This window comes from Flavobacterium fluviale (assembly GCF_003312915.1).
In the GTDB taxonomy this organism is placed as follows: Bacteria; Bacteroidota; Bacteroidia; order Flavobacteriales; family Flavobacteriaceae; genus Flavobacterium; species Flavobacterium fluviale.
The window spans coordinates 3,020,717-3,040,740 of sequence record NZ_CP030261.1 but is presented as its reverse complement, the minus strand read 5'-3'; the positions used below and the strand labels follow the sequence as shown (position 1 = coordinate 3,040,740).

Sequence of the window (20,024 nt, the reverse complement as noted above, 5' to 3'; positions counted from 1 at the left end):
TTAAGGTGATTTGCTACCTGTGATTATAAAAAAACGGAAGCAATTTTAAAAAAAATGCTTCCGTAAAAAAAAATAGTATTTAGGGCTAAATATCGAAGGGAAAACTCAAATTAGTCTTTGATAATATTAAATCCTTGGATTCTTCCGCTTTCTTTCAATCTGAAAGTTTCTTTAACCACCTTTGTAACTGGGTTATATTGATTCACTCCAGAGAAACCATCTGTAGTGCTGTTAGATAAGAAATAGATTTCTCCGTTGTGGAAAAATGGATTTTGAGTTGTGTAAAAATTATCTGGCGGCATATTTAAGCGAGTCGCTTTTTTAGTAACGGCATCAATTTCATTCCAAAACCAAACATCGTCTCTGTATCTAACTCCATGCTGTCCGCCACCGTAGTAAGAAACTGCTCTAGATGGAATTGTAGTGTAGATTTTACCGTTGTGAGCAAAAAGTCTATTAAATTCTGCAGGGAACTGATATGCTTTCATATCAATTGCAAACGTCGAATCAAAATTAATTTCTCCTTTTTTAATTCTAAGAATTTTTGAAGAATAGTCACTTGGCTGCGTTTTCATATCTCCTACAGACGCAAAATATAAATCTCCTGTAACTTCATCTAAGCTCCATAAAACGTGGTCAATAAATACACCTAAATTTGTTGTATTACCCATTTTAGTTACATTTTCGATTTTGTTTGTAGTTAAATCATATACCGCGATAGCAACCTCTTTAACTACTGGAGTTACCTGCCAGTTTCCTGCGGCTTTGTTTCCTAATAATAAATCTAAGTATAATTTATTATCTCTTTTTGCAATAATTAACTGTCCTATAGATTCTAATGGCTGTCCTTCTGAAAGTGAAGAAAAATCAATTTCTCCTGTTCTTTCCATTGTAGAAGGATTGAATGTCTGTAATTTTAAGCCTCCTCTTACTTTATCCCAGTAGTAACCTTCTGTTGGACCTGCAACTAAAAAGTTAGTTTCGTAAGCATTTGAAAGAGATGGTAAAAACCCTTGATCTACAACCTTACCAGAAGCATCAAGACCCATTTTATTAATTCCTTGTTTTGCATTAGAAACATCATTTACTTTAAAAAGAGTTTTATCTAATGATCTTCCTCCTAAAGAAGATGTTACTTGTAAAAACGGTAATCCAGAAAGATTAATTTCTCTTGATTTGTTATCTTTTAATGCGTAAATCCCACCACTCCAGTTAGCAGCGCCATTGTATATAATCCAAGTTTCGTTTTTTGGTAAAGTATCGTCTGTACTACCGTTATCGGTATTGTTATTATCATCGTTGCTGCTGCAAGCAAATAAAAGCATACTAGCGGCGATTCCTGCCAGTACTGAACGAAGTGAATTGCTTCTTTTCATAGTTGATCTGATTTATTGGTTTTATTAAAAAAAATTATAAACTAGTTTAAGATGGAACGATCGTCCCGGCCTCTGCACATTAAAATTATCATACAGTTTTACATCTCCAATATTCCTGCACTCTACAGAAACGGTTGTTTTTTGATCTGCTAAATGATAATAAACACCGAGATCATTAGAAAACTGTCCTAATCTTCCGTCTTGCGGAATAATTAGTGAAGTCTGAAAATCTTTTACAGATCCAAATAAGGGAGGTTCCTGATTTTTTGGAATAGCAACCAAAAAGAATCGGTGTGTGTAATTGGCATTCCATGTAAAATTTAAGCTGTCTCCTTTTTCAAACACATTTCCGAAATATGTACTTGCCCAAAAATTTCCAAACAAAAACGGAATATTAGGCGCTCTTGAATCATCGAGGTATTTATTTCGAGATTCTGATTCTTTTCTGCGAATATCCTGATATGTAATATTAAATCCTGTATTCAGCCATTTTCTGTGCGTATAATTGGTTTCAAACTCAAAACCCTTTATTTCAGAATTCTCATAATTGATGTATCTGTTAAACGGAATATCGAGCTGCAGGAAAATAATGTCCTTTACCTTTCTGTAGAACAAATTTCCCGAAAAGGTTAAACTGCTCTTTTCTTTAGCAATAGTGTACTGTCCGTTTAAATTTAAGTTGTGGCTTTTTTCAGGATCAAGATCTAAATTTTCTTTTACCAGTCTGGCATCTCCAAAAATTTCAAATTCGTCAGGAAGACGTGTAGCATATTCATAAGAAAGTTTAAGTAGATAATTGTTATTTTCCCACTTCAAACCTCCCAGATAACCAAACTGGCTGTCGTCCTTTGAGGATGTCCATGCAAAACCATAATTATCTGTAGTGTAACCTTCTGTATTATAATGATAATACTTTGCTGCTACAATACTTTCCAATTTACTTTCGAGCCATAGAGAACGCCATGCCAAAGCCATATTGTCTTTTCTGTAAGTTGCAGGAACGGTCAACACATCAATGCCGTCAATTATGGAAACTGCTCCAAGAGGATCACTTCCTTTTCTTCTCTGCGAATAATACAATTCACTAAATTCTAAAAAGTTACGATCAGAAAGCTGGTATTCCATATTCAATCTTGATGAAACAAAATTGTACTTCATCCTCTGGTTATTTCCTGATCTAATTTCGCCAGGCTGCATGTTTTCGGCAATAATTTCTCCTAACCAATTGTAACGAACTGTAGTTGTATCAATAAATTTGGTATTAAAATGGCTGTAATTGGTTAAAAAAGAAACTTTTAGTTTATCATCAAAAAACTTTTTACGGTAATTAATCATACCCGTATAATTCTGTTCTTTGGAAAACGCCTGTCCGTAAACACTCACCATTCCAGCATCATTCTGAATTTGTTTATAGAAATCAGAATAAATCAATGTCAAGCGGAGATCATCTGCCCAAGATTTATCTTTTAATCCAACAAAAGCTTCCCCGTAATTGGATCTAGTCATGTCATGAAAACGTTTAACATCTCTAAACTCCTCATTAGTTGCATTTTGAATTGGAACATTTACTTTATAATCATTATCGGAATAATTAAAAGAGCCGTTAAAACCTCCGTAGAAATTATTTTTATTCTGCAGATAAAAATTAGCTGTGGCTCTATGTGTATTGAAAGAAGCAATTTCATAAGATACTTCGGCAAAGTTTTTATTGGAAGTTCTTGTAACCAGATTCACACCTCCGCCCAATGCATCAGAAGCCAGATAAACCGGCATTACACCTTTGTAAATTTCAACTCGATCCAGCATATTTACTGGAATTGTTCCAAGGCTGAAACCGTGGCCAAATAATTCTATAGGGATCCCGTCCTTAAAAATACGAACCGCTTTCCCTTGAAGGCCACCCAAATTAATCTGTACTTGAGACCCTATATTTCCATCAGTTCTTAATTTTACTCCCGAAGCTCTGTTTAAATAATCGCCTACATCGCCCGCTTTTTCGTATTGTTTTTTAAAATCGATAACCTGAACTGAAAAAGGAGATTCTTCAATTTGTTTTTTTACGCTTTTGTTTTGTACTAAAACTTCATTTAAATTTGCCAAATTGCTGTCGGAAGCATTTAAAGTAAATTTGAAGTGATTTGTTTCACCGCATACAACAGAAATAGTCTGCGCTGATTTACTTTGATTGTTTTTTACTTCAATATTATAAGTGCCGTCTGCCAGCGAAAGTTCTAAAACACCCGCTTTATTACTGATTCCCACTGGTTTGTTATCAACCAAAACGGTTATTCCAGATAAAGGATTACCTAAGTGATCTTCAATATGAATATAGACCGGACAGGCATTTGCTGAGAAAAGACCAACCAAGAACATAAACATAAGGTTTAATTTAATTGCCAAGCTGTTTTTATTTAAACTGATTATAAATTATATTTGCAAGTGCAAAAGTATTTGATTAGTAATCTTTGTACTTATGAAAGTGGAAGTTTTAATTATGAATATAGAAGTATAAAAATGGCATTTAAAATTGATTCAAATGACTTTGCTGATTTTCTGGAAACGGATAAAAAGCCAGGAATAAAAGAGCCTAAAAGACTTTCAGAAGACGGAAAAGATATAAAATTTGTCACGCCAAAAGGAGATATTTTATTTCATGAACATACGATCACAGAGGAGTTATCGATTCTTCAGGGAAATTATCAATTACACGATGATGTTGCAATTTCGGGACATGGAGATTCTTCGCTTTTAGAAATGCATTTTAATCTTTCTGACCAAAAAATTGGATATATCAACCCTGGATCTTCCAAAGATTTTGCAGCACCAATGTCCGGCAATATTACTTTCCTTTCTGCAGAAGATAATCACGCCAAAATTGACTTCAAAAAAGATATTATTTATAATACTTTTGACATTCATCTTCCTTTAAATGTGCTTACTAAATATGAAGGGGAATCGAAAATAATGGATAATTTCCTCAATAATATCCAAAAAAACAGCAGTGCCGCTTTAGCCAAAAATGAAATTAAAATAAGTGCTAAAATATTTGGCGTAATGCAGGATATAAAAAATTGTTTTTACAAAGGTTTGACCAGAAAAATCTACATGGAATCTAAAATTTATGAACTTATTGCCTTAAGCCATCACAATTTAGACTCCGAAAAAGAGGCAATTAATCTAACGGGAAATGATGTGGAGAAAATAAAATATGCAGCGCAGTTAATACGCGAAAATATTGATAATCCTTACACTATTGTTGAATTAGCCCGAAAAGTCGGCGTCAACCAAACCAAATTAAAAGAAGGTTTTAAAACCGTTTTTGGCGATACTGTTTTTGGCTATCTGCAGGAAATCAGAATGAACAATGCCAGACATTATTTATCAGATACATCACTTTCTATTCAGGAAATAAGTCATCTCTCTGGTTATCAAAATGTATCAAACTTTAGCATTGCTTTTAAAAGGATTTTCGGCTATCCGCCTACTAAATTGAGATTGAAGATTTAAGATCAAATGAGGGAATTTTACCTCAAAGCATTTTTAAGGTATATTTAAGGTCATAATGCTGTTTCGAACAAATTTGTATTCGTAAATTAGCAGATACAAAAACATATCTTAATGACAATACTTACCTTTACGCTTATAATGATTCTAGGTGCCTTTTTAGCAGGCTTTATCGGTTCATTATCAGGCTTGGGAGGCGGCATTATAATCATTCCGCTTCTTACTATTATTCTCGGAGTCGACATTCATTATGCAATTGGAGCCGCTTTGGTCTCTGTTATTGCGACCTCTTCAGGTTCTGCTGCAGCTTATGTAAAAGAAGGAATTACCAATATGCGAATGGGAATTTTTCTCGAAATCGCAACCACAATTGGTGCTGTTTGCGGCGCATTGCTTTCTACTGTCGCTCCTACTTCTTTTATAGCCGTTTTATTCGGTTTAACCTTGATTTTTTCGGCTGTTAATTCTCTTCGAAAAAAAGAAGAACACATCGTTTTAGAATCCAGTCCGCTGGCTAAAAAATTAAAATTAGAAGGAACTTACCCTTCTCATGACGGCGAAATTATTCATTATGGAACCAAAAATGTTCTAGGCGGTTTCAGCATGATGGGAATTGCAGGAATGATGTCTGGTTTACTCGGAATTGGTTCTGGCGCCTTTAAAGTAATTGCAATGGACAATATTATGAGAGTTCCGTTTAAGGTTTCGACCACAACGAGTAACTTTATGATGGGTGTGACAGCAATGGCGAGTTCTGTCATTTATATTCAAAAAGGATATATTGAACCTGGAATTTGTATGCCGGTTGTAATTGGAGTTTTGTTTGGAGCTATGGCAGGTGCTAAAATATTAGTTCGCACCAATCCGAAAAAATTGAGAATCTTTTTTGCTTGTCTGATTTTCGTTTTGGCAGTAAATATGATTTATAACGGACTAAATGGAAAAATCTAAGATGGTACAAGAAGAAAAATTTGGAGAAAAAGACTTTCAGTCAATCATAGGAAACTTACTTCGTTATGGGGTTTGGATTTCGTTAGCGGTAGCTTTTATGGGAGGAATTGTGTATTTAATGCACAACGGAAGCCAAATAGAAGATTATTCTGTTTTTAAGGAAAATGACCGCAATATATTTGAAGTAATCGCAGATGTTTACAACGGTGCAGTTCAAGGAAACGGAGAATCATTAATATTTACGGGTATTGTTTTACTCTTTTTAACTCCAGTACTGCGGGTTTTACTATCACTGTTTTCGTTTTTATTGGAGAAAGATTATTTGTATGTAGGAATAACATTAATTGTAATTACGATCATCATTATCAGTATTTCATTCGGATTCTCACATTAATATTCGCAGTAGGCTTTAAGCTATAGGCTGTAGGCTTTCCTAAAATGCTTTAAAACTTTATGCTTACCTTTTACAATCATTAATATAGCTGTAGACTATAAGCTTTTTAGCAAAGTCTAAAGCTTATAGCTTACTGCCTAAAGAAAATCAAAAATATATGGAAATAGGAATAGACAGTTTTGCTTCGGCAATGTATGGAGATAACAACACTTTGAGCAGTGTTGATGCGATGGAGCAATTGCTGCAAAGAATTGAATTTGCAGATCAGGTTGGCCTTGATGTTTTCGGAATTGGCGAACATCATAAAAAAGAGTTTTTAGATTCTGCAACAGCTGTAATATTAAGTGCGGCGGCGGGCAGAACAAAAAATATACGTTTAGCGAGTGCTGTTTCGGTTTTGAGTGCGGCCGATCCTGTACGTGTGTATCAGAGTTTTGCGACTTTGGATCTGGTTTCAAAAGGAAGGGCAGAAATTGTTGTAGGGCGTGGCTCTTCTATTGAAGCTTATCCCCTTTTCGGCTATAATCTAAATGACTATAATGCCCTTTTCAGCGAAAAATTAGATTTACTTTTGCATATTCGTGACAATGAATTTGTGACATGGGAAGGAAAATTTCGCCCAGCGATCCATAATCTTCCTGTATATCCACGAGCTATACAAGAAAAATTACCGATTTGGCTTGGAGTTGGCGGAACACCTGAATCTTTTATCAGAGCAGGTTCGCTTGGACTTCCGTTAATGGTTGCCATTATTGGCGGACAAACTCATCGTTTTAAGCCTTTAATTGATTTATACCGTCAGGCTGGAAAAACTGCAGGATATAAACCAGAAGAATTAAAAGTAGGAATACATTCTCCAGGATACGTTGGTAAAACAACAGAAAATGCCATTGCTGATTATTATCCAGGTTATGCGGAGTTATGGACAAAATTAGGAAGAGAACGCGGCTGGCCGCCAGTTACAAAAGATAAATTTGACGGATTAATTGATGACTTAGGTGTTTTAATTGTCGGAAGCCCTGAAAGAGCTGCAGAGAAAATCCTGCGTCACAGTGAAGCACTTGGCGACGTCGATCGATTTACATTTCAAATGGACAACGCTGGATTAACACACATACAATTAATGAATGCCATAGAGTTAATTGGAACAAAACTGATTCCTTTGATTAGAAAGGGATAGTTTTTTATGCCACAGATTTCAGAGATTAAAAGGATTTCCTTTCTTCGATTTCTGAAAATGAGAGAATCTTTAAAATTTTATCAATTAAAACAAAAAGGCTTTAGCAAAATAATAGTTTTGCTAAAGCCTTTTTCAATCTTAATTTTTACCAGTTAAAACTGGAGACAATTCAAAAATTCAAACTCTGGTATTAAACCTTTGAACCTTTGCACCTCTATTCCTTTGAGCCTAAAAAAACAAATCTATTTAGAATTTGTAAGTAACGCCAACTCTAAAGTTTCTTCCTGCCTCAGCCTGCCAGTAGTATGCCTGCAGCCACTCATAGTAAGAACCACTGTATAAGTATTTATCTAAAATATTAAATACGTTTGCTGTAACTTTTACTTTTCCAATTTCATAAGATAAACCTCCGTCTAGTTTAAAATAAGTCGGTAGTTTCTCAAGACCTTCTCCCCAAGTGTCAGTCTGGCGTCCGTCAAGGAAAGTTCCTCCAATAGAAGCTCCTAGTCCTTTTACTTTACCAGATTGAACGGTATAATTTAACCATGCATTTGCAGTATGTTTTGAATATCCAGGAACTACCGCACCTACATTAATTCCGCGCACATTAGATTCCGTTACAATAGATTCTGTAAAGGCATAATTTGCAATCAAGTTAAGACCATCAAATATTTTTCCTCTTAAATCAAATTCAAAACCTTGCGCTCTTTTTTCGCCTAACACAATTTTAGTTGGTTTTTGCGGATTACTTAATGGATCGCTAGTTAATTCATTTTTTTTCAAAATATTGTATACAGATAAGGTCGTATTCCATGAACCATCGAACCAATCTTTTTTGATACCAAATTCGACGTTGTTACCCGTTAATGGTTTTAATTCACCATCTCTAACTAATCCTGATTGAGGTATAAAAGCTTGATCATATAATCCGTAAACTGCGAAGTCATCAGTAATAGAATAACTTAAACCTGCACGCGGTGTTATATGGCTGTCCTCTGTTGGATCAACCTCATAACTGTTAGTCTGTCTAATCCATGTATACCTCGCTGCAAGGGTTAATCTTAATCTGTTACGAAAGAAACCAAGTTCATCCTGAACATAAGCCGCAGCATATTCTGTACCATAAAGTCCCCCTGCTCTTTGACTAAGCGGCGTATCGTGATCAAATTGAGGAAACCCGTTTGATGGAGTTCCATAATTTGGGTTATAAATATTAAAAGGGTTATCAGCCGTGTCAAGATCATGAGATTGTCCCCAATCTGCAGCATAATCTTTATCTCCTAAATCTATTCCTCCTAAAATTTTATGGCTTACTGCTCCAGTATTAAATTTACCATTTACGAAAATCTGTCCTAAAAACATATTACTATCTGCATCCCAGATACCCACATTTCTAATAATTTCACCGTTTGCAATATCTCCATTTGGTGTTGTTACAGGTCCTACAGCAGACGGCCAAGAACTATATCCTTGCTGTAGATATTTGAAATAAGAAGTCTGAGCTGTTAATTTCCAGTTGTCATCGAATTTATGTTCAAATTGTAAATAACCACTGTGATCCTGAATATTGGTATCAGGTAAACCTGGTGCTGTCATTGTGAAATCACGCGGCATAGTGGCATATCCTCCCGCTTTTGGTCCAAATACATAATAAGAACCAACTTCTGTCATATTTGCATATTGAAAGTTGTACTCAAATGTCAATTTTGTTTTGTCATCAAATTGATATGAAATTACTGGTGCAATTACATAGCGGTCATTATGTTCAAATGGACGGAATGAACCTTTCTTTTGCGCAGCTCCGTTAAAACGGTATAATAATTTTCCTTTTTTATCTAATTTTCCGTCAAGGTCTACACTTACTCGGTAGAAATCATAGCTCCCTACGATCGCACTAACTTCACCTTTTGTAACTCCTGTTGGTTTTTTAGTCACGACATTATAAAGTCCGCTTGGATCCCCGCTCGAAAGCATAAATCCAGCCGGTCCTTTTACAAATTCGATATGATCTACAAAACTCATATCTTCTGTTAACGGACCCCAAAAAGATGAAACTACATTAAATCCGTTTCTAAATGCCTGAATTTGCGAACCTCTCATGGTAATATTCGTATACAAATCTCCCCAATGCTCCAAACGTACAGCACCACTCACGTTACGGATTACTCCATCACTCATACTTGTAATCTGCTGATCTTTTAAGGTTTGAGCACTTACAATTTGTATGTTTTGCGGAATCTCTAAAACTGGTGTCTGCAAACGCAGAGACATAGATGGTTTATCCTGCTTGTATTTATTTTTAGTAATTACTACTTCCTGAAGATCTTCTTGACTTTCGTTTAACGAAAAGTTTTTAGTCGTCGTTTGTTTTGCTGTTACTACTATATTGGCTTCAACGGGATCAATACCTAGTGCACTAACTACAATAGTATAATTTCCTGGTTTTACTCTCGTAATTTCATATTGTCCTGAGACAGTCGTAACGTCAGAATATTTAGTTCCTTTTAAAGTTACAGCTATATTTTCGGCAGCCGTATTACCACTCAAAGAAACTTTACCAGCCACTTTCCCGAACTCCTGTCCCATCATTGTTATAGAACATAATAGAAGCGCAAAAACGTAAACTCCCTTATTAAATATTATTTTCATTTTGGTTTTGATTTTAAATTGCTGGGCAAAAGTAATTTCAAATATTCGGTTTTCCAAATTATTTTTATTCATTCTAAATAAATCTAACAATTTACAGACAATCAGCACGAAAATTCGATTCAAAAGCTTTCTTTAAGTTATTTCCTGATAAATTAACCTAGGTTAAGTATTATACCAGATTCTCTTTTTATCTTTATAATTGCAAATTCAAAAAAAATTCACTTAATAAAATATTGACATGAAGCCAGATACAATAAGAAAAGTAGCCATTGTAGGTTATAACAGAATACCTTTTGCAAGAGCCAATACAGCGTATTCTAATGTTGGCAATAAAGAAATGATGACCGCAGCATTAAATGGTCTTATTGATAAATACGAGCTGAAAGGAAAATTACTAGGAGAAGTTGCCGGTGGAGCCGTTATTAAACATACTTACGATAACAATTTGATCCGCGAATGTGTGATGCAGACTAGTCTTGATCCTGCAACTCCTGCGTGCGATCTACAGCAGGCCTGTGATACTGGAATTGAAAGTGCCATTTATATCGCCAATAAAATTGCCCTAGGACAAATTGAATCTGGAATTGCCGGCGGTGTCGATTCTATCAGTGATATGCCGATTGCTGTAAGTGAGAAGCTTAGAAAAATATTATTAGATGCTAGAAAAGCGAAATCATTAGGCGAAAAAATCAAATTATTTCTAAAACTTCGTCCCAAAGATTTGAGTCCGTTGGTTCCTAAAAATGAAGAATCGCAGACAGGACTTTCAATGGGCGGACATACCGAAATTACTGCCAAACATTATAAAATATCTCGAGAAGATCAAGATCAATTTGCTTTAAAAAGTCATTTGAATATGGCAAAAGCATATGATGAAGGCTTTTTTGATGATATGATTACGCCTTTTAATGGATTGGAAAAAGACAACAATTTAAGAAAAGACAGTACAATTGAAAAATTAGCCAAACTAAATCCAGCCTTCGATAAAGTAAACGGTACTTTGACAGCGGGTAATTCTACGCCTTTAACAGACGGAGCTTCTTGTATTCTACTTGCAAGTGAAGAATGGGCAAAAGAGCAGGGACTTCCTATTTTAGCGTACATTTCTTTTGCAGAAATTGCTGCAATTGAGTACGTTAAAAATCAGCAGAATCTTTTGTTAGCTCCCCTATTTGCTGCTTCTAGAATGCTCGAAAAAGCTGGATTAAATCTTCAGGACTTTGATTATTATGAAATTCACGAAGCTTTTGCCGCACAGGTTTTAGCCACCTTAAAAATTTGGGAAAGTCCAGAGCTCAGCGAATCAATTGGTTTAAAAAAAGCTTTAGGAGCTATCGATCGAAATAAATTAAACGTAAAAGGAAGCAGTCTTGCCGCGGCGCACCCGTTTGCCGCAACGGGCGGCAGAATCATTGGCGTAATGGCAAAATTACTTAACGAAAAAGGTTCAGGAAAAGGTTTTATCTCTATTTGTGCAGCCGGCGGACAGGGAGTTACTATGATAATTGAGAAATAATATATGAATTAGAATTCATTCATTTTTATAAAAATCTGCTAAATCTGAGGGAATATAGACTTTAGGAAAATGGTAAATTTTAGGGATTAAATAATCTAAAAGAAATCGTTAGAAACTAAATAATTATACAGAAAAAGATTAAATTTGATCACCCAAATCATTAAAAAATTCTGAATAATTATGAGAAAAACTCTACCTTTTAACATTTTCAATCCTTTATTTAGTCACTTCCTGCTGCTATTTGTTTTATTGATTTCATCGAAATCCTACTCACAGTATATTACCCAAAACCTAGCTCCTACAGCTGTCATTAGAGAAGGACTAGCACTGGAACAATCGCCTGATGGAAGAATTTTTATTGCAGAAAGAGGCGGTATTGTAAAAGTGTTTCAAAACAATATCGTTTCAACCGTTTTTACAGTTGCAACCATAACAGACAGTGAGCAGGGATTACTTGGTTTAACCCTGCATCCAAACTTCGCCGCAAATGGTTTTATCTATGTTTTTTACGCTATTAATGATGGAACCGTAGTACGTCACCGAATTGAGAGAGTTAAAATCGATAACGCCAATCAGGTAGTCAGCAGACAGGAAATTCTGCTTTTGGAACCTATTGGCGGCGGATTTCATAACGGAGGAGATTTAAAATTCTTCAACGGATATCTTTATGTTACTGTCGGTGATAGTCAGCTCAACACCAACTCCCAAGATTTAGATACCTATAAGGGGAAAATTCTTCGTTTAACAGAAGATGGACAGCCTGCTCCAGGAAATCCTTATTATGGAAGCGGCTCCGTGCAAAGACAAAGCATCTGGGTTTACGGTTTTAGAAACCCTTGGAGACTGGTTCCAAATGAAGCTGCGAATAAGTTATATGTGCTGGATGTGGGAACATCTTGGGAAGAAGTAAATGAAATCAGCAATCCTGCCATTCGCAATTATGCTTGGGGACATCCGCAGGGAGGCGATGGAAAACAAACGGAAACCAATTTATTTACCAATCCGATATTTACTTATGCTACAGGGAGTATTGGAAATGCATTAACAAATGGTCTTCTTTATAATCCAGCAATTTCTCGTTATCCTAATCTTCAAGGAAAATTTATCATTAAAGATTACGTGAGAACCGAAATTCGATCTTTTGATCCTAATATTGCTGATCCTGTTTCTACAACTTTCTTTACCGTTCCGCAGGCGCAGCAATATGCTCTCGGAATGATGCTTGGAAATGATGGTTATATCTATTATTGCGCTTACGGAAACAACGGTTCTTTAATCAAACTCGATTATATTGAAACTGCAGCACCAACAATTGTCAATCATCCAGTTTCTCAATCTATAATGCAGACTAATCCTGTCACTTTTACCGTTTCTGCGAGCGGTACTGGTCTAACTTATCAATGGCAGTTCAATAACATAAATATCAATGGTGCAACAGGTGCCAGTTTTACTATACCAAATGTAACCAATGTAAGTGCTGGTGCTTACCGAGTGATTGTTTCAAATACAGCTGGAAATGTAACCAGCAATCCTGCCACATTAACTGTGACACCTTTTAGCAACGCACCAACTGTTACTATTGTTTCTCCGTTACCTGCATTAAAATGGAATGCTGATGATATTGTGCCTTTTGAAGCCGCAGCCACTGATATCGAGGATGGAACACTACCCGCAAGTGCCTTCGCGTGGAGTATTGATCTTTTTCATGAAGATGTTCCTGGAGCCGGCCACTCGCATCCAGGGGCAAGTCCGCAAGGTGTAAAATCAGGGAACTTTACAGCTTCGAATCAGGGTGAAAAAACGCCAAATGTTTGGTATCGTTTTACTGTAAAAGTAACCGACAGCAACGGGTTAACAGGAACGAGTTTTGTTGACATTAAACCAAATTTGGTTGATGTAACCGCTGCAAGTTCGCCAGTTCCTCTTAATTTAGAATTCAATCAAAAACCAGTTACAGCGCCTTCAACAAAACAGGTCGTTGCCAATGCTGCTTTACAAACTTTAAATGCACCAACGCCTCAGTATGCTGGTAATATTCGTTATGATTTTGATCATTGGAGCCAAGGCGGAACTGCTAACCAGACTTTTAAAGCACCCGCATCTGGAACGATTACTTATACCGCAATTTACACTCCTACAACATTGCAAAACGCACCTTATCAAGGAATTATTGCTCAAATCCCAGGGATTATAGAAGCTGAAAATTATGACATTGGCCCGGGAGCTTTTTTAGATAAAAATGGCGGCGGCGATACTGCGTACAGACCAGGCGATGGAGTTGGAACTGAGGTTTGTAATGAAGGCGGATTTAATCTTGCATATGTAGCCAAAGATGAATGGCTCAAATACACCGCAAAAGTGAATACAACAGGAAACTATACCATAAATCTTAGAGTTGCTACACCTTATAATACCCGAAAACTACATCTTGAAGTAGATGGCGTAAATGCGACCGGAGTTATTAATATTCCAAATACAGGAGGTTTTCAAAACTGGCAGACTGTGACAATTCCAAATATAGTATTAACACAAGGCACGCATGTAATTACTTTATATTTTGACGAAAATGATACAAATGTAAATAAGATGGAATTTGTACTATCAGGAAGCACAACAAGTCCTATTGCAGATTTTGAATTTACACCGCAAATGGGATGCTTGAATAATGCTGTTACCTTTACCTCTGTTTCTATCGGAACTGTTGATACTTATTCGTGGAATTTTGGTACTGGCGCACAACCCGCAACCGCCGCAGGAATTGGTCCGCACTCGGTAATTTTTTCTACGGAAGGAACACGAGATATTTCATTAACGGTAACCAATACAAACGGAAGTAACACTAAAAATGTTTCTTTTATGGTTGAAAACTGTAATTTAGGTGTTGAAAATCCGAATGGAGAATCTAACAAAATTATGGTTTATCCAAATCCTTCAAAAGGAATATTTCATTTGTCAAAAGAACTGGAATGGACTTTATATTCTACCGGAGGAAGTAAAATTAAACAAGGTTCAGGAAATCTAATTTCAATTTCTGAACTTGCCTCTGGAATTTATTTCTTAAAAACAAATGCAAGCAGTAAAGCAATACCACTAAGTAAGTTATAGTACAATATCATAAAAAAAGACTCGCTAAATTGATTTTCAGCGAGTCTTTTTTGTATTTAAACAGCGAAGTACGGCGTTAATATATCTTCAAAATTATACAATCCATTTTCTTTTTCTTTGATGTTTTCTGCAACGAAAATTACTCCGTTTCCGAAAGCTTCCCTAGAAATAGATTCGTGGATGATACGAACGGTTTGAAAAGGAAAACCAAATATAACTTCGTGTTTTCCAACAATACCTCCAGCTCTAACTGAATTAATATTTTCTTTGTCAACATCCAGCGCTTCTGCAATTTTTATGGCTGTTCCAGAAGTTCCTTCTTTTGCTTTAAAATGTTCTTCATTTACTTCAATATCAACCCACGGCGCGATTTTCTTCAAAAATTTAGCAGCAAACAATAAATAGTTAACACCTAGAGTAATATTTGGCGACCAAAAAACAGTTGTTTTCTGCCCTAACTTTTTTAGAAACTGTAATTCCTTGTCTTTGTAATGCGAAATTGCCGAAATTATTTTGATGTTCTTTTTTGCTGCAGCTTCACCATAAGTATAGATTCCCTGATGTGATGAAAAATCAATAATCACATCTACGGGATGGTTTTCCAGTAATTCTTCAATAGAAGTTTTAGAACTAGAATAGATTAAGCCGGGTTCGTCTGATTGTACTCCAAAAAATTCTGGTACCGATCTGTGTTCCAACACTGTACTTTGTCTTAAAACCCATTCTAAGCAGAATTTTTTATTGTCTAATAATATTGAAGCTACTGATTTTCCAGTTTTTCCGAATCCGATTAATCCTATTTTCATAAGCATTTGTTTTTAAGTGAGCGAAAAGTGCCCGTTAGAAAAAATGATATTATAAAGTGGTAAATATCAAGTCAAATTTTAATTCATTTTAGACAGTTTTAAAACTGCCATAAAAGTAAAAATAGGAAAATCATAACAGAAATTTTAGTTAAAACTGATTTTTATAACAAAAACCAACTTATTAATACGTTTTTATTTACTAATTAAATTCTGCGTTATAATAATTTGAGTCTATTTTTTTACATTCTAAACATGGAATTTAAAGCTAAAAAACACCAGAAAAAAAAGAATTTGGTAATATTGAAGTAAACTTATTTTCAGTAGATTTATCGCCTGATACCCCCAATAAATATCAGTAAGTAATGGCCTACAACAACAATGAATTGCTTCGTTTTCTAGATGCTCAGAATAAATTGTATTTGACAGCTTTAGACGAAATTAAAAATGGTAAAAAAGAATCGCCATGGATGTGGTTCATCTTTCCGCAGATTAAAGGAATGGGGTCCAGCGATACCTCCAAATTTTATGAAATTAAAAACGCCGATGAAGCAATTGCTTTTTTAGAACATCCTATTTTAGGAAAACATTTAGTTGAGATTACCTCAGAATTAATCAAAAAAGAAGAAGAAGCGGTTAGTAATATATTTGGAAATAATGATGTTGAAAAACTGCAGTCCTGCATGACATTATTTGCCAGCGTCCAGAATTATGAGCCTATTTTTCAAGAAGTGCTGCATAAATATTTCGACGGATCATCTGATTTTCACACCTTACAGCTCTTATACAATAACCTGTGAATTGGTTGTATTTAAAGGATTTATAACTCATTTATTATAAAAAAGTAATTGCATTTGCAGCATATAAAAAATAAGATAACTATATTTGCAACCCTGTTGCAATTATCTATTTCAGTATTAGATAGTTAATTTGCACAGAAACACCACTGAATGAAAAAGAGAATTGTAATTGTAAATTTCTTAGCATCTTTTGCAGTATTGTGCGCAATGCTGTTTCAGACTGTGCACTCTTACGAGCATCTTTTTAAGCAACTTTCAGAAAAGCCTTGTGTACACCATACAAGTGCCAATCAAAAAGAAATTACGCATGCACATGCCGATGACCCAAAATGCCATGTTTGTCATTTTTCCTTCAGTACATTTATTCCAAATACATCTGAAATTCTATTCTTTCAAAAAATACAAATAGAAACAAAGCCGGTATTTATTTATACCAAATCTGTTTCGACATTCTTCAAAGGCAGTTTATTTGCTTTAAGGGCACCTCCTGCTCTATCATAGTTTACTAGTTTATTTTTATCTCGACAGTTTCATTTTTTTATGAAGGAAAAAGTCTGTTTGTCTTAAACCTGGCAATGGATGAAATTTACACATTCATTTCTACCTGCGCTTTCGCGAATAAACCGATGTAAACGTTCATCATTTCTATTAAAAAGCATTCGGGGCTCCTATGATTGAGTTCAGGAATCTATTCATCAAAACATTAATCCAAATCAATATATTATGCTTACAGCTGAAAATCTTACCAAAAAATATGGTGATTACACTGCTTTAAACGCTTTAAATTTAACTATTAAAGAAGGTGAAATTTTTGCTCTTTTAGGGCAGAATGGTGCTGGAAAAACAACAACAATCAATTTATTCCTAGGCTTTATTGAACCTACAGAGGGAACTTTAACTATAAATGATACTCCCGTAATCCTAAACGCGAAAACTACTAAAGAATTTGTAGCATATATTCCAGAAACTGTAATGCTTTATCCGAATTTAACGGGTCTAGAAAACCTTAAATTTTTCTCCTCGCTGGCAGGTTTTAAATATTCAAAAGGCGAACTGGAATATTTTTTAAACAAAGCTGGACTTCAGACCAAAGCGCACGAACAAAATCTCGGCGGTTACTCTAAAGGTATGCGTCAAAAAGTTGGAATTGCCATCGCAATAGCTAAAAAAGCTAAAGTTCTTTTGCTGGATGAACCTACAAGTGGTTTAGACCCGAAAGCTTCTAATGAATTTTCTCAAATTTTGAAAGAACTTTCTGCAGATGGAACGGCAATTTTAATGGCAACCCATGATATTTTCAGGGCGCGTGAAGTGGCTTCGCACATTGGAATTATGAAGCAGGGAAATTTAGTTACTGTAATTGAAGCTTCTAAAATTTCTGCAAATGAATTGGAAGATTTGTATTTACAAACCGTTTAAGGAAACATTGATTTCTATTCATACAAAAATGAAATATATAATTTCTTTACTATTTATAGTAAGTACTTTTTCTATTATAAACGCACAAAATAGCGGCAAAGTAAGAGACAGTATCACTAAGGATTCTTTGGAACTGGAAACCAAAAGAAATGAATTACAAACGGTTGAAATTATTGGGCGATCAACGCGAAAATACAACAGTGATTACTCTTTTTCGGCAACCAAAACTGCTGCATTAAATAAAGATATTCCGCAGTCTATTTCGACTATTACCAAAGAATTAATTGCAGATAAAGGAGCAATTTATCTTGCTGATGTAGTGAAAATGGCAAGCGGTGTAATTCCTGCCAGTTATTACAATCAATATACGATTCGCGGTATTAGTCAAAATGAAGAAGGACAGATTATAAACGGAATGCGGACCAGACAATACTATTTTTTACAGCCTCTAACGAGTAATATCGAAAGAGTTGAAGTCATCAAAGGTCCGTCGAGTGCTTCGTTTTCTTCTGTTGATCCCGGCGGAAGTATCAATATGGTGACCAAAAAACCTTTGGCGGTAGACCGAAAGGAAGTAAGTTTAACTGTCGGCAGTTTTAGCACTTTACGCGGAACCCTTGATTTTACAGGTCCGTTAAACGAATCTAAAACACTATTGTATCGTGTAAATGGAGCGTATCAGGAAGCCAAATCATTTCGGGATTTAGTAAATAATAAGTCCTTTTTGATTTCTCCATCTTTCAGTTATATTCCGAATGAAAAAACAGCAGTCAATACGGAGCTGATTTTAAGCGATATGACTGGAGTTCTAGACCGTGGACAGCCAATTTTTGGAGCTGTTGCAGGTAAAACTGATTTAAATAAAACGCCAATAAGTCTCAATTTAGGCGCTTCAGGAGATTTTTTCAAATCGAAAGAAATGATTTTGATGACCAATTTTGCTCATAAATTCACATCAAAAGTTGGTTTCAATGCTTCGTATATGAAACAAACCTGGACAGAAAACCTGCAGGAACACCGCACCACTAATGGTTTTGCCGTAGATATGAACAATCAGCCTGTTACGAGTCTTGCCATGATGCAGTTTGTGCAGCGCCAGCAATATTGGGATATTGATAATCTTACCGCCTATTTTAATTTTGATTTTAAAACAGGCAAACTCAATCATAAGCTATTAACAGGTTATGACTTAAGCAGCTGGAATAAGAACATGGGCGGCGGGCAAAATGCTGCGAGAGGTTATTTATTAAATGATGGAACTGTAGCGAGTTCTTTTGTTCCTGCAAATGCATCAAATTATCAAACTGTAACTGTAAACGGTGTTGTTTTACCCAAACCAAACGTCAATTTCTTTGATTTAAACAATCCTTCTTATGCTTTAAGAAATACGCAGGATTATGTTTTGAATGTTCGTACAGCGCTTCCGTCTGCACTTACAACAACAAACGCAATTTATATTCAAGATCAGATTCAATGGGAAAAATTTACTTTTTTATTGGGACTAAGAAACGAATGGTTCGAAGATATTACCAATTATGAAACCAGCAACGAGATAACAGTTAAAAAATCTGCATTACTGCCTAGAATTGGAGTTACGTACGCTATCAATAATGCTATCAATCTGTACACCACTTATTTGGAAGGTTATCAGCCTCAATCTAACACAACTAGCTTAATGCCTCAGACAGGAAGTTTACCTGCCGGAAGTCTCTTTAAACCTTTGGAAAGTGATTTAAAAGAGTTTGGACTAAAAGCTGTTTTCTTCAATAATAGCGTAAGTTTTAATGCTGCTGTTTACGAAATTAATCAGCGCAATATTTTAATGAACGCCAATGATCCTGTAAACCCAGATTTATTGATAACGAGAGGTTCTGAAAGAAGCCGTGGTTTTGAATGTGATTTGGCTGGATATATTACTCCAGACTGGCAGATTAATGCATCATACAGTTACATTGATGCCGAAATTACAAATGATGCTAATGCCTCATTAATTGGACAGCGAAAGCAGAATACGCCAAAAAACAGCGCCAATCTTTGGACACGCTATAATTTTGCTTCTGACTCTGCTCTGGATGATTTCGGAATTGGTTTTGGAATGCAGTATCAAAGCAGTAAAGTGCCTTGGTTTACAAGAGATTTTACTCTTCCAGATTTCACCATTTTTGATGCTGCTCTTTATTACAAACCTAATAATAGTAATATGCAGATTGCTGTAAACGCAGGCAATCTTTTGAATAAAACCTATTGGCTGGGCGCGCAGAATTACCTGCGTTTGTTTCCGGGAAGTCCTAGAAACGTAAGCCTAACCGTAACTTATAAATTTTAAT

The 20,024-nt window shown here is 35.4% G+C and carries 14 protein-coding genes; 10 read left to right on the top strand and 4 right to left on the bottom strand.

What is annotated here, in order from left to right; genetic code table 11:
* Nucleotides 1-110: 110 nt before the first annotated feature.
* Both HYN86_RS13385 and HYN86_RS13380 read right to left on the bottom strand, forming a co-directional pair.
* A complete protein-coding gene (locus HYN86_RS13385) occupies nucleotides 111-1,376 on the bottom strand; it encodes a hypothetical protein (protein WP_113678483.1) in 1,266 nt (421 codons plus the stop codon).
* Nucleotides 1,377-1,400: 24 nt separating this feature from the next.
* On the bottom strand, nucleotides 1,401-3,776 hold the full coding sequence (locus HYN86_RS13380) for a TonB-dependent receptor plug domain-containing protein (RefSeq protein WP_230406366.1): 2,376 nt from the start codon (nucleotides 3,774-3,776) through the stop codon (nucleotides 1,401-1,403).
* Between the two features lie 114 nt (nucleotides 3,777-3,890).
* On the opposite strand from HYN86_RS13380, the gene HYN86_RS13375 reads away from it, so the two are divergent.
* From HYN86_RS13375 to HYN86_RS13360, 4 genes are all read left to right on the top strand, one after another.
* Nucleotides 3,891-4,883 carry a helix-turn-helix domain-containing protein gene (locus HYN86_RS13375; protein WP_113678481.1) on the top strand — a complete coding sequence of 331 codons (993 nt, stop codon included), beginning with the start codon at nucleotides 3,891-3,893 and terminating at the stop codon, nucleotides 4,881-4,883.
* Between the two features lie 111 nt (nucleotides 4,884-4,994).
* On the top strand, nucleotides 4,995-5,831 hold the full coding sequence (locus tag HYN86_RS13370) for a sulfite exporter TauE/SafE family protein (RefSeq protein ID WP_113678480.1): 837 nt from the start codon (nucleotides 4,995-4,997) through the stop codon (nucleotides 5,829-5,831).
* Nucleotides 5,818-6,225 (top strand): DUF1634 domain-containing protein, encoded by a 408-nt coding sequence (locus HYN86_RS13365; RefSeq protein WP_113678479.1) that lies wholly within the window; start codon nucleotides 5,818-5,820, stop codon nucleotides 6,223-6,225. Before HYN86_RS13370 ends, HYN86_RS13365 begins: the two co-directional genes overlap by 14 nt.
* Before the next feature lie 157 nt (nucleotides 6,226-6,382).
* A complete protein-coding gene (locus tag HYN86_RS13360) occupies nucleotides 6,383-7,405 on the top strand; it encodes an LLM class flavin-dependent oxidoreductase (RefSeq protein ID WP_113678478.1) in 1,023 nt (340 codons plus the stop codon).
* 246 nt (nucleotides 7,406-7,651) lie between these two features.
* Here HYN86_RS13360 and HYN86_RS13355 read toward each other — a convergent pair whose 3' ends face one another.
* Nucleotides 7,652-10,054, bottom strand: a complete 2,403-nt coding sequence (locus tag HYN86_RS13355; protein ID WP_113679942.1) for a TonB-dependent receptor — start codon at nucleotides 10,052-10,054, stop codon at nucleotides 7,652-7,654.
* Nucleotides 10,055-10,292: 238 nt separating this feature from the next.
* Here HYN86_RS13355 and HYN86_RS13350 point away from each other — a divergent pair, with 238 nt between their 5' ends.
* Both HYN86_RS13350 and HYN86_RS13345 read left to right on the top strand, forming a co-directional pair.
* Nucleotides 10,293-11,570 carry an acetyl-CoA C-acetyltransferase gene (locus tag HYN86_RS13350; RefSeq protein ID WP_113678477.1) on the top strand — a complete coding sequence of 426 codons (1,278 nt, stop codon included), beginning with the start codon at nucleotides 10,293-10,295 and terminating at the stop codon, nucleotides 11,568-11,570.
* A 180-nt stretch (nucleotides 11,571-11,750) separates the two neighbouring features.
* A complete protein-coding gene (locus HYN86_RS13345) occupies nucleotides 11,751-14,675 on the top strand; it encodes a PQQ-dependent sugar dehydrogenase (protein ID WP_113678476.1) in 2,925 nt (974 codons plus the stop codon).
* A gap of 56 nt (nucleotides 14,676-14,731) precedes the next feature.
* On the opposite strand, the gene HYN86_RS13340 is transcribed toward HYN86_RS13345, so the two are convergent.
* On the bottom strand, nucleotides 14,732-15,481 hold the full coding sequence (locus HYN86_RS13340) for a 4-hydroxy-tetrahydrodipicolinate reductase (protein WP_113678475.1): 750 nt from the start codon (nucleotides 15,479-15,481) through the stop codon (nucleotides 14,732-14,734).
* A gap of 362 nt (nucleotides 15,482-15,843) precedes the next feature.
* Here HYN86_RS13340 and HYN86_RS13335 point away from each other — a divergent pair, with 362 nt between their 5' ends.
* From HYN86_RS13335 to HYN86_RS13320, 4 genes are all read left to right on the top strand, one after another.
* Nucleotides 15,844-16,278, top strand: a complete 435-nt coding sequence (locus HYN86_RS13335) for a DUF1810 domain-containing protein (RefSeq protein ID WP_113678474.1) — start codon at nucleotides 15,844-15,846, stop codon at nucleotides 16,276-16,278.
* A 150-nt stretch (nucleotides 16,279-16,428) separates the two neighbouring features.
* Entirely contained in the window at nucleotides 16,429-16,779 is a 351-nt protein-coding gene (locus HYN86_RS13330; RefSeq protein WP_113678473.1) for a hypothetical protein, read from the top strand.
* 222 nt (nucleotides 16,780-17,001) lie between these two features.
* Complete coding sequence (locus HYN86_RS13325; RefSeq protein ID WP_113678472.1) at nucleotides 17,002-17,697, top strand: ABC transporter ATP-binding protein; 696 nt, start codon at nucleotides 17,002-17,004, stop codon at nucleotides 17,695-17,697.
* Nucleotides 17,663-20,023 carry a TonB-dependent siderophore receptor gene (locus HYN86_RS13320; protein WP_113678471.1) on the top strand — a complete coding sequence of 787 codons (2,361 nt, stop codon included), beginning with the start codon at nucleotides 17,663-17,665 and terminating at the stop codon, nucleotides 20,021-20,023. The genes HYN86_RS13325 and HYN86_RS13320 overlap by 35 nt, the downstream gene beginning before the upstream one ends.
* Nucleotide 20,024 lies beyond the last annotated feature (1 nt).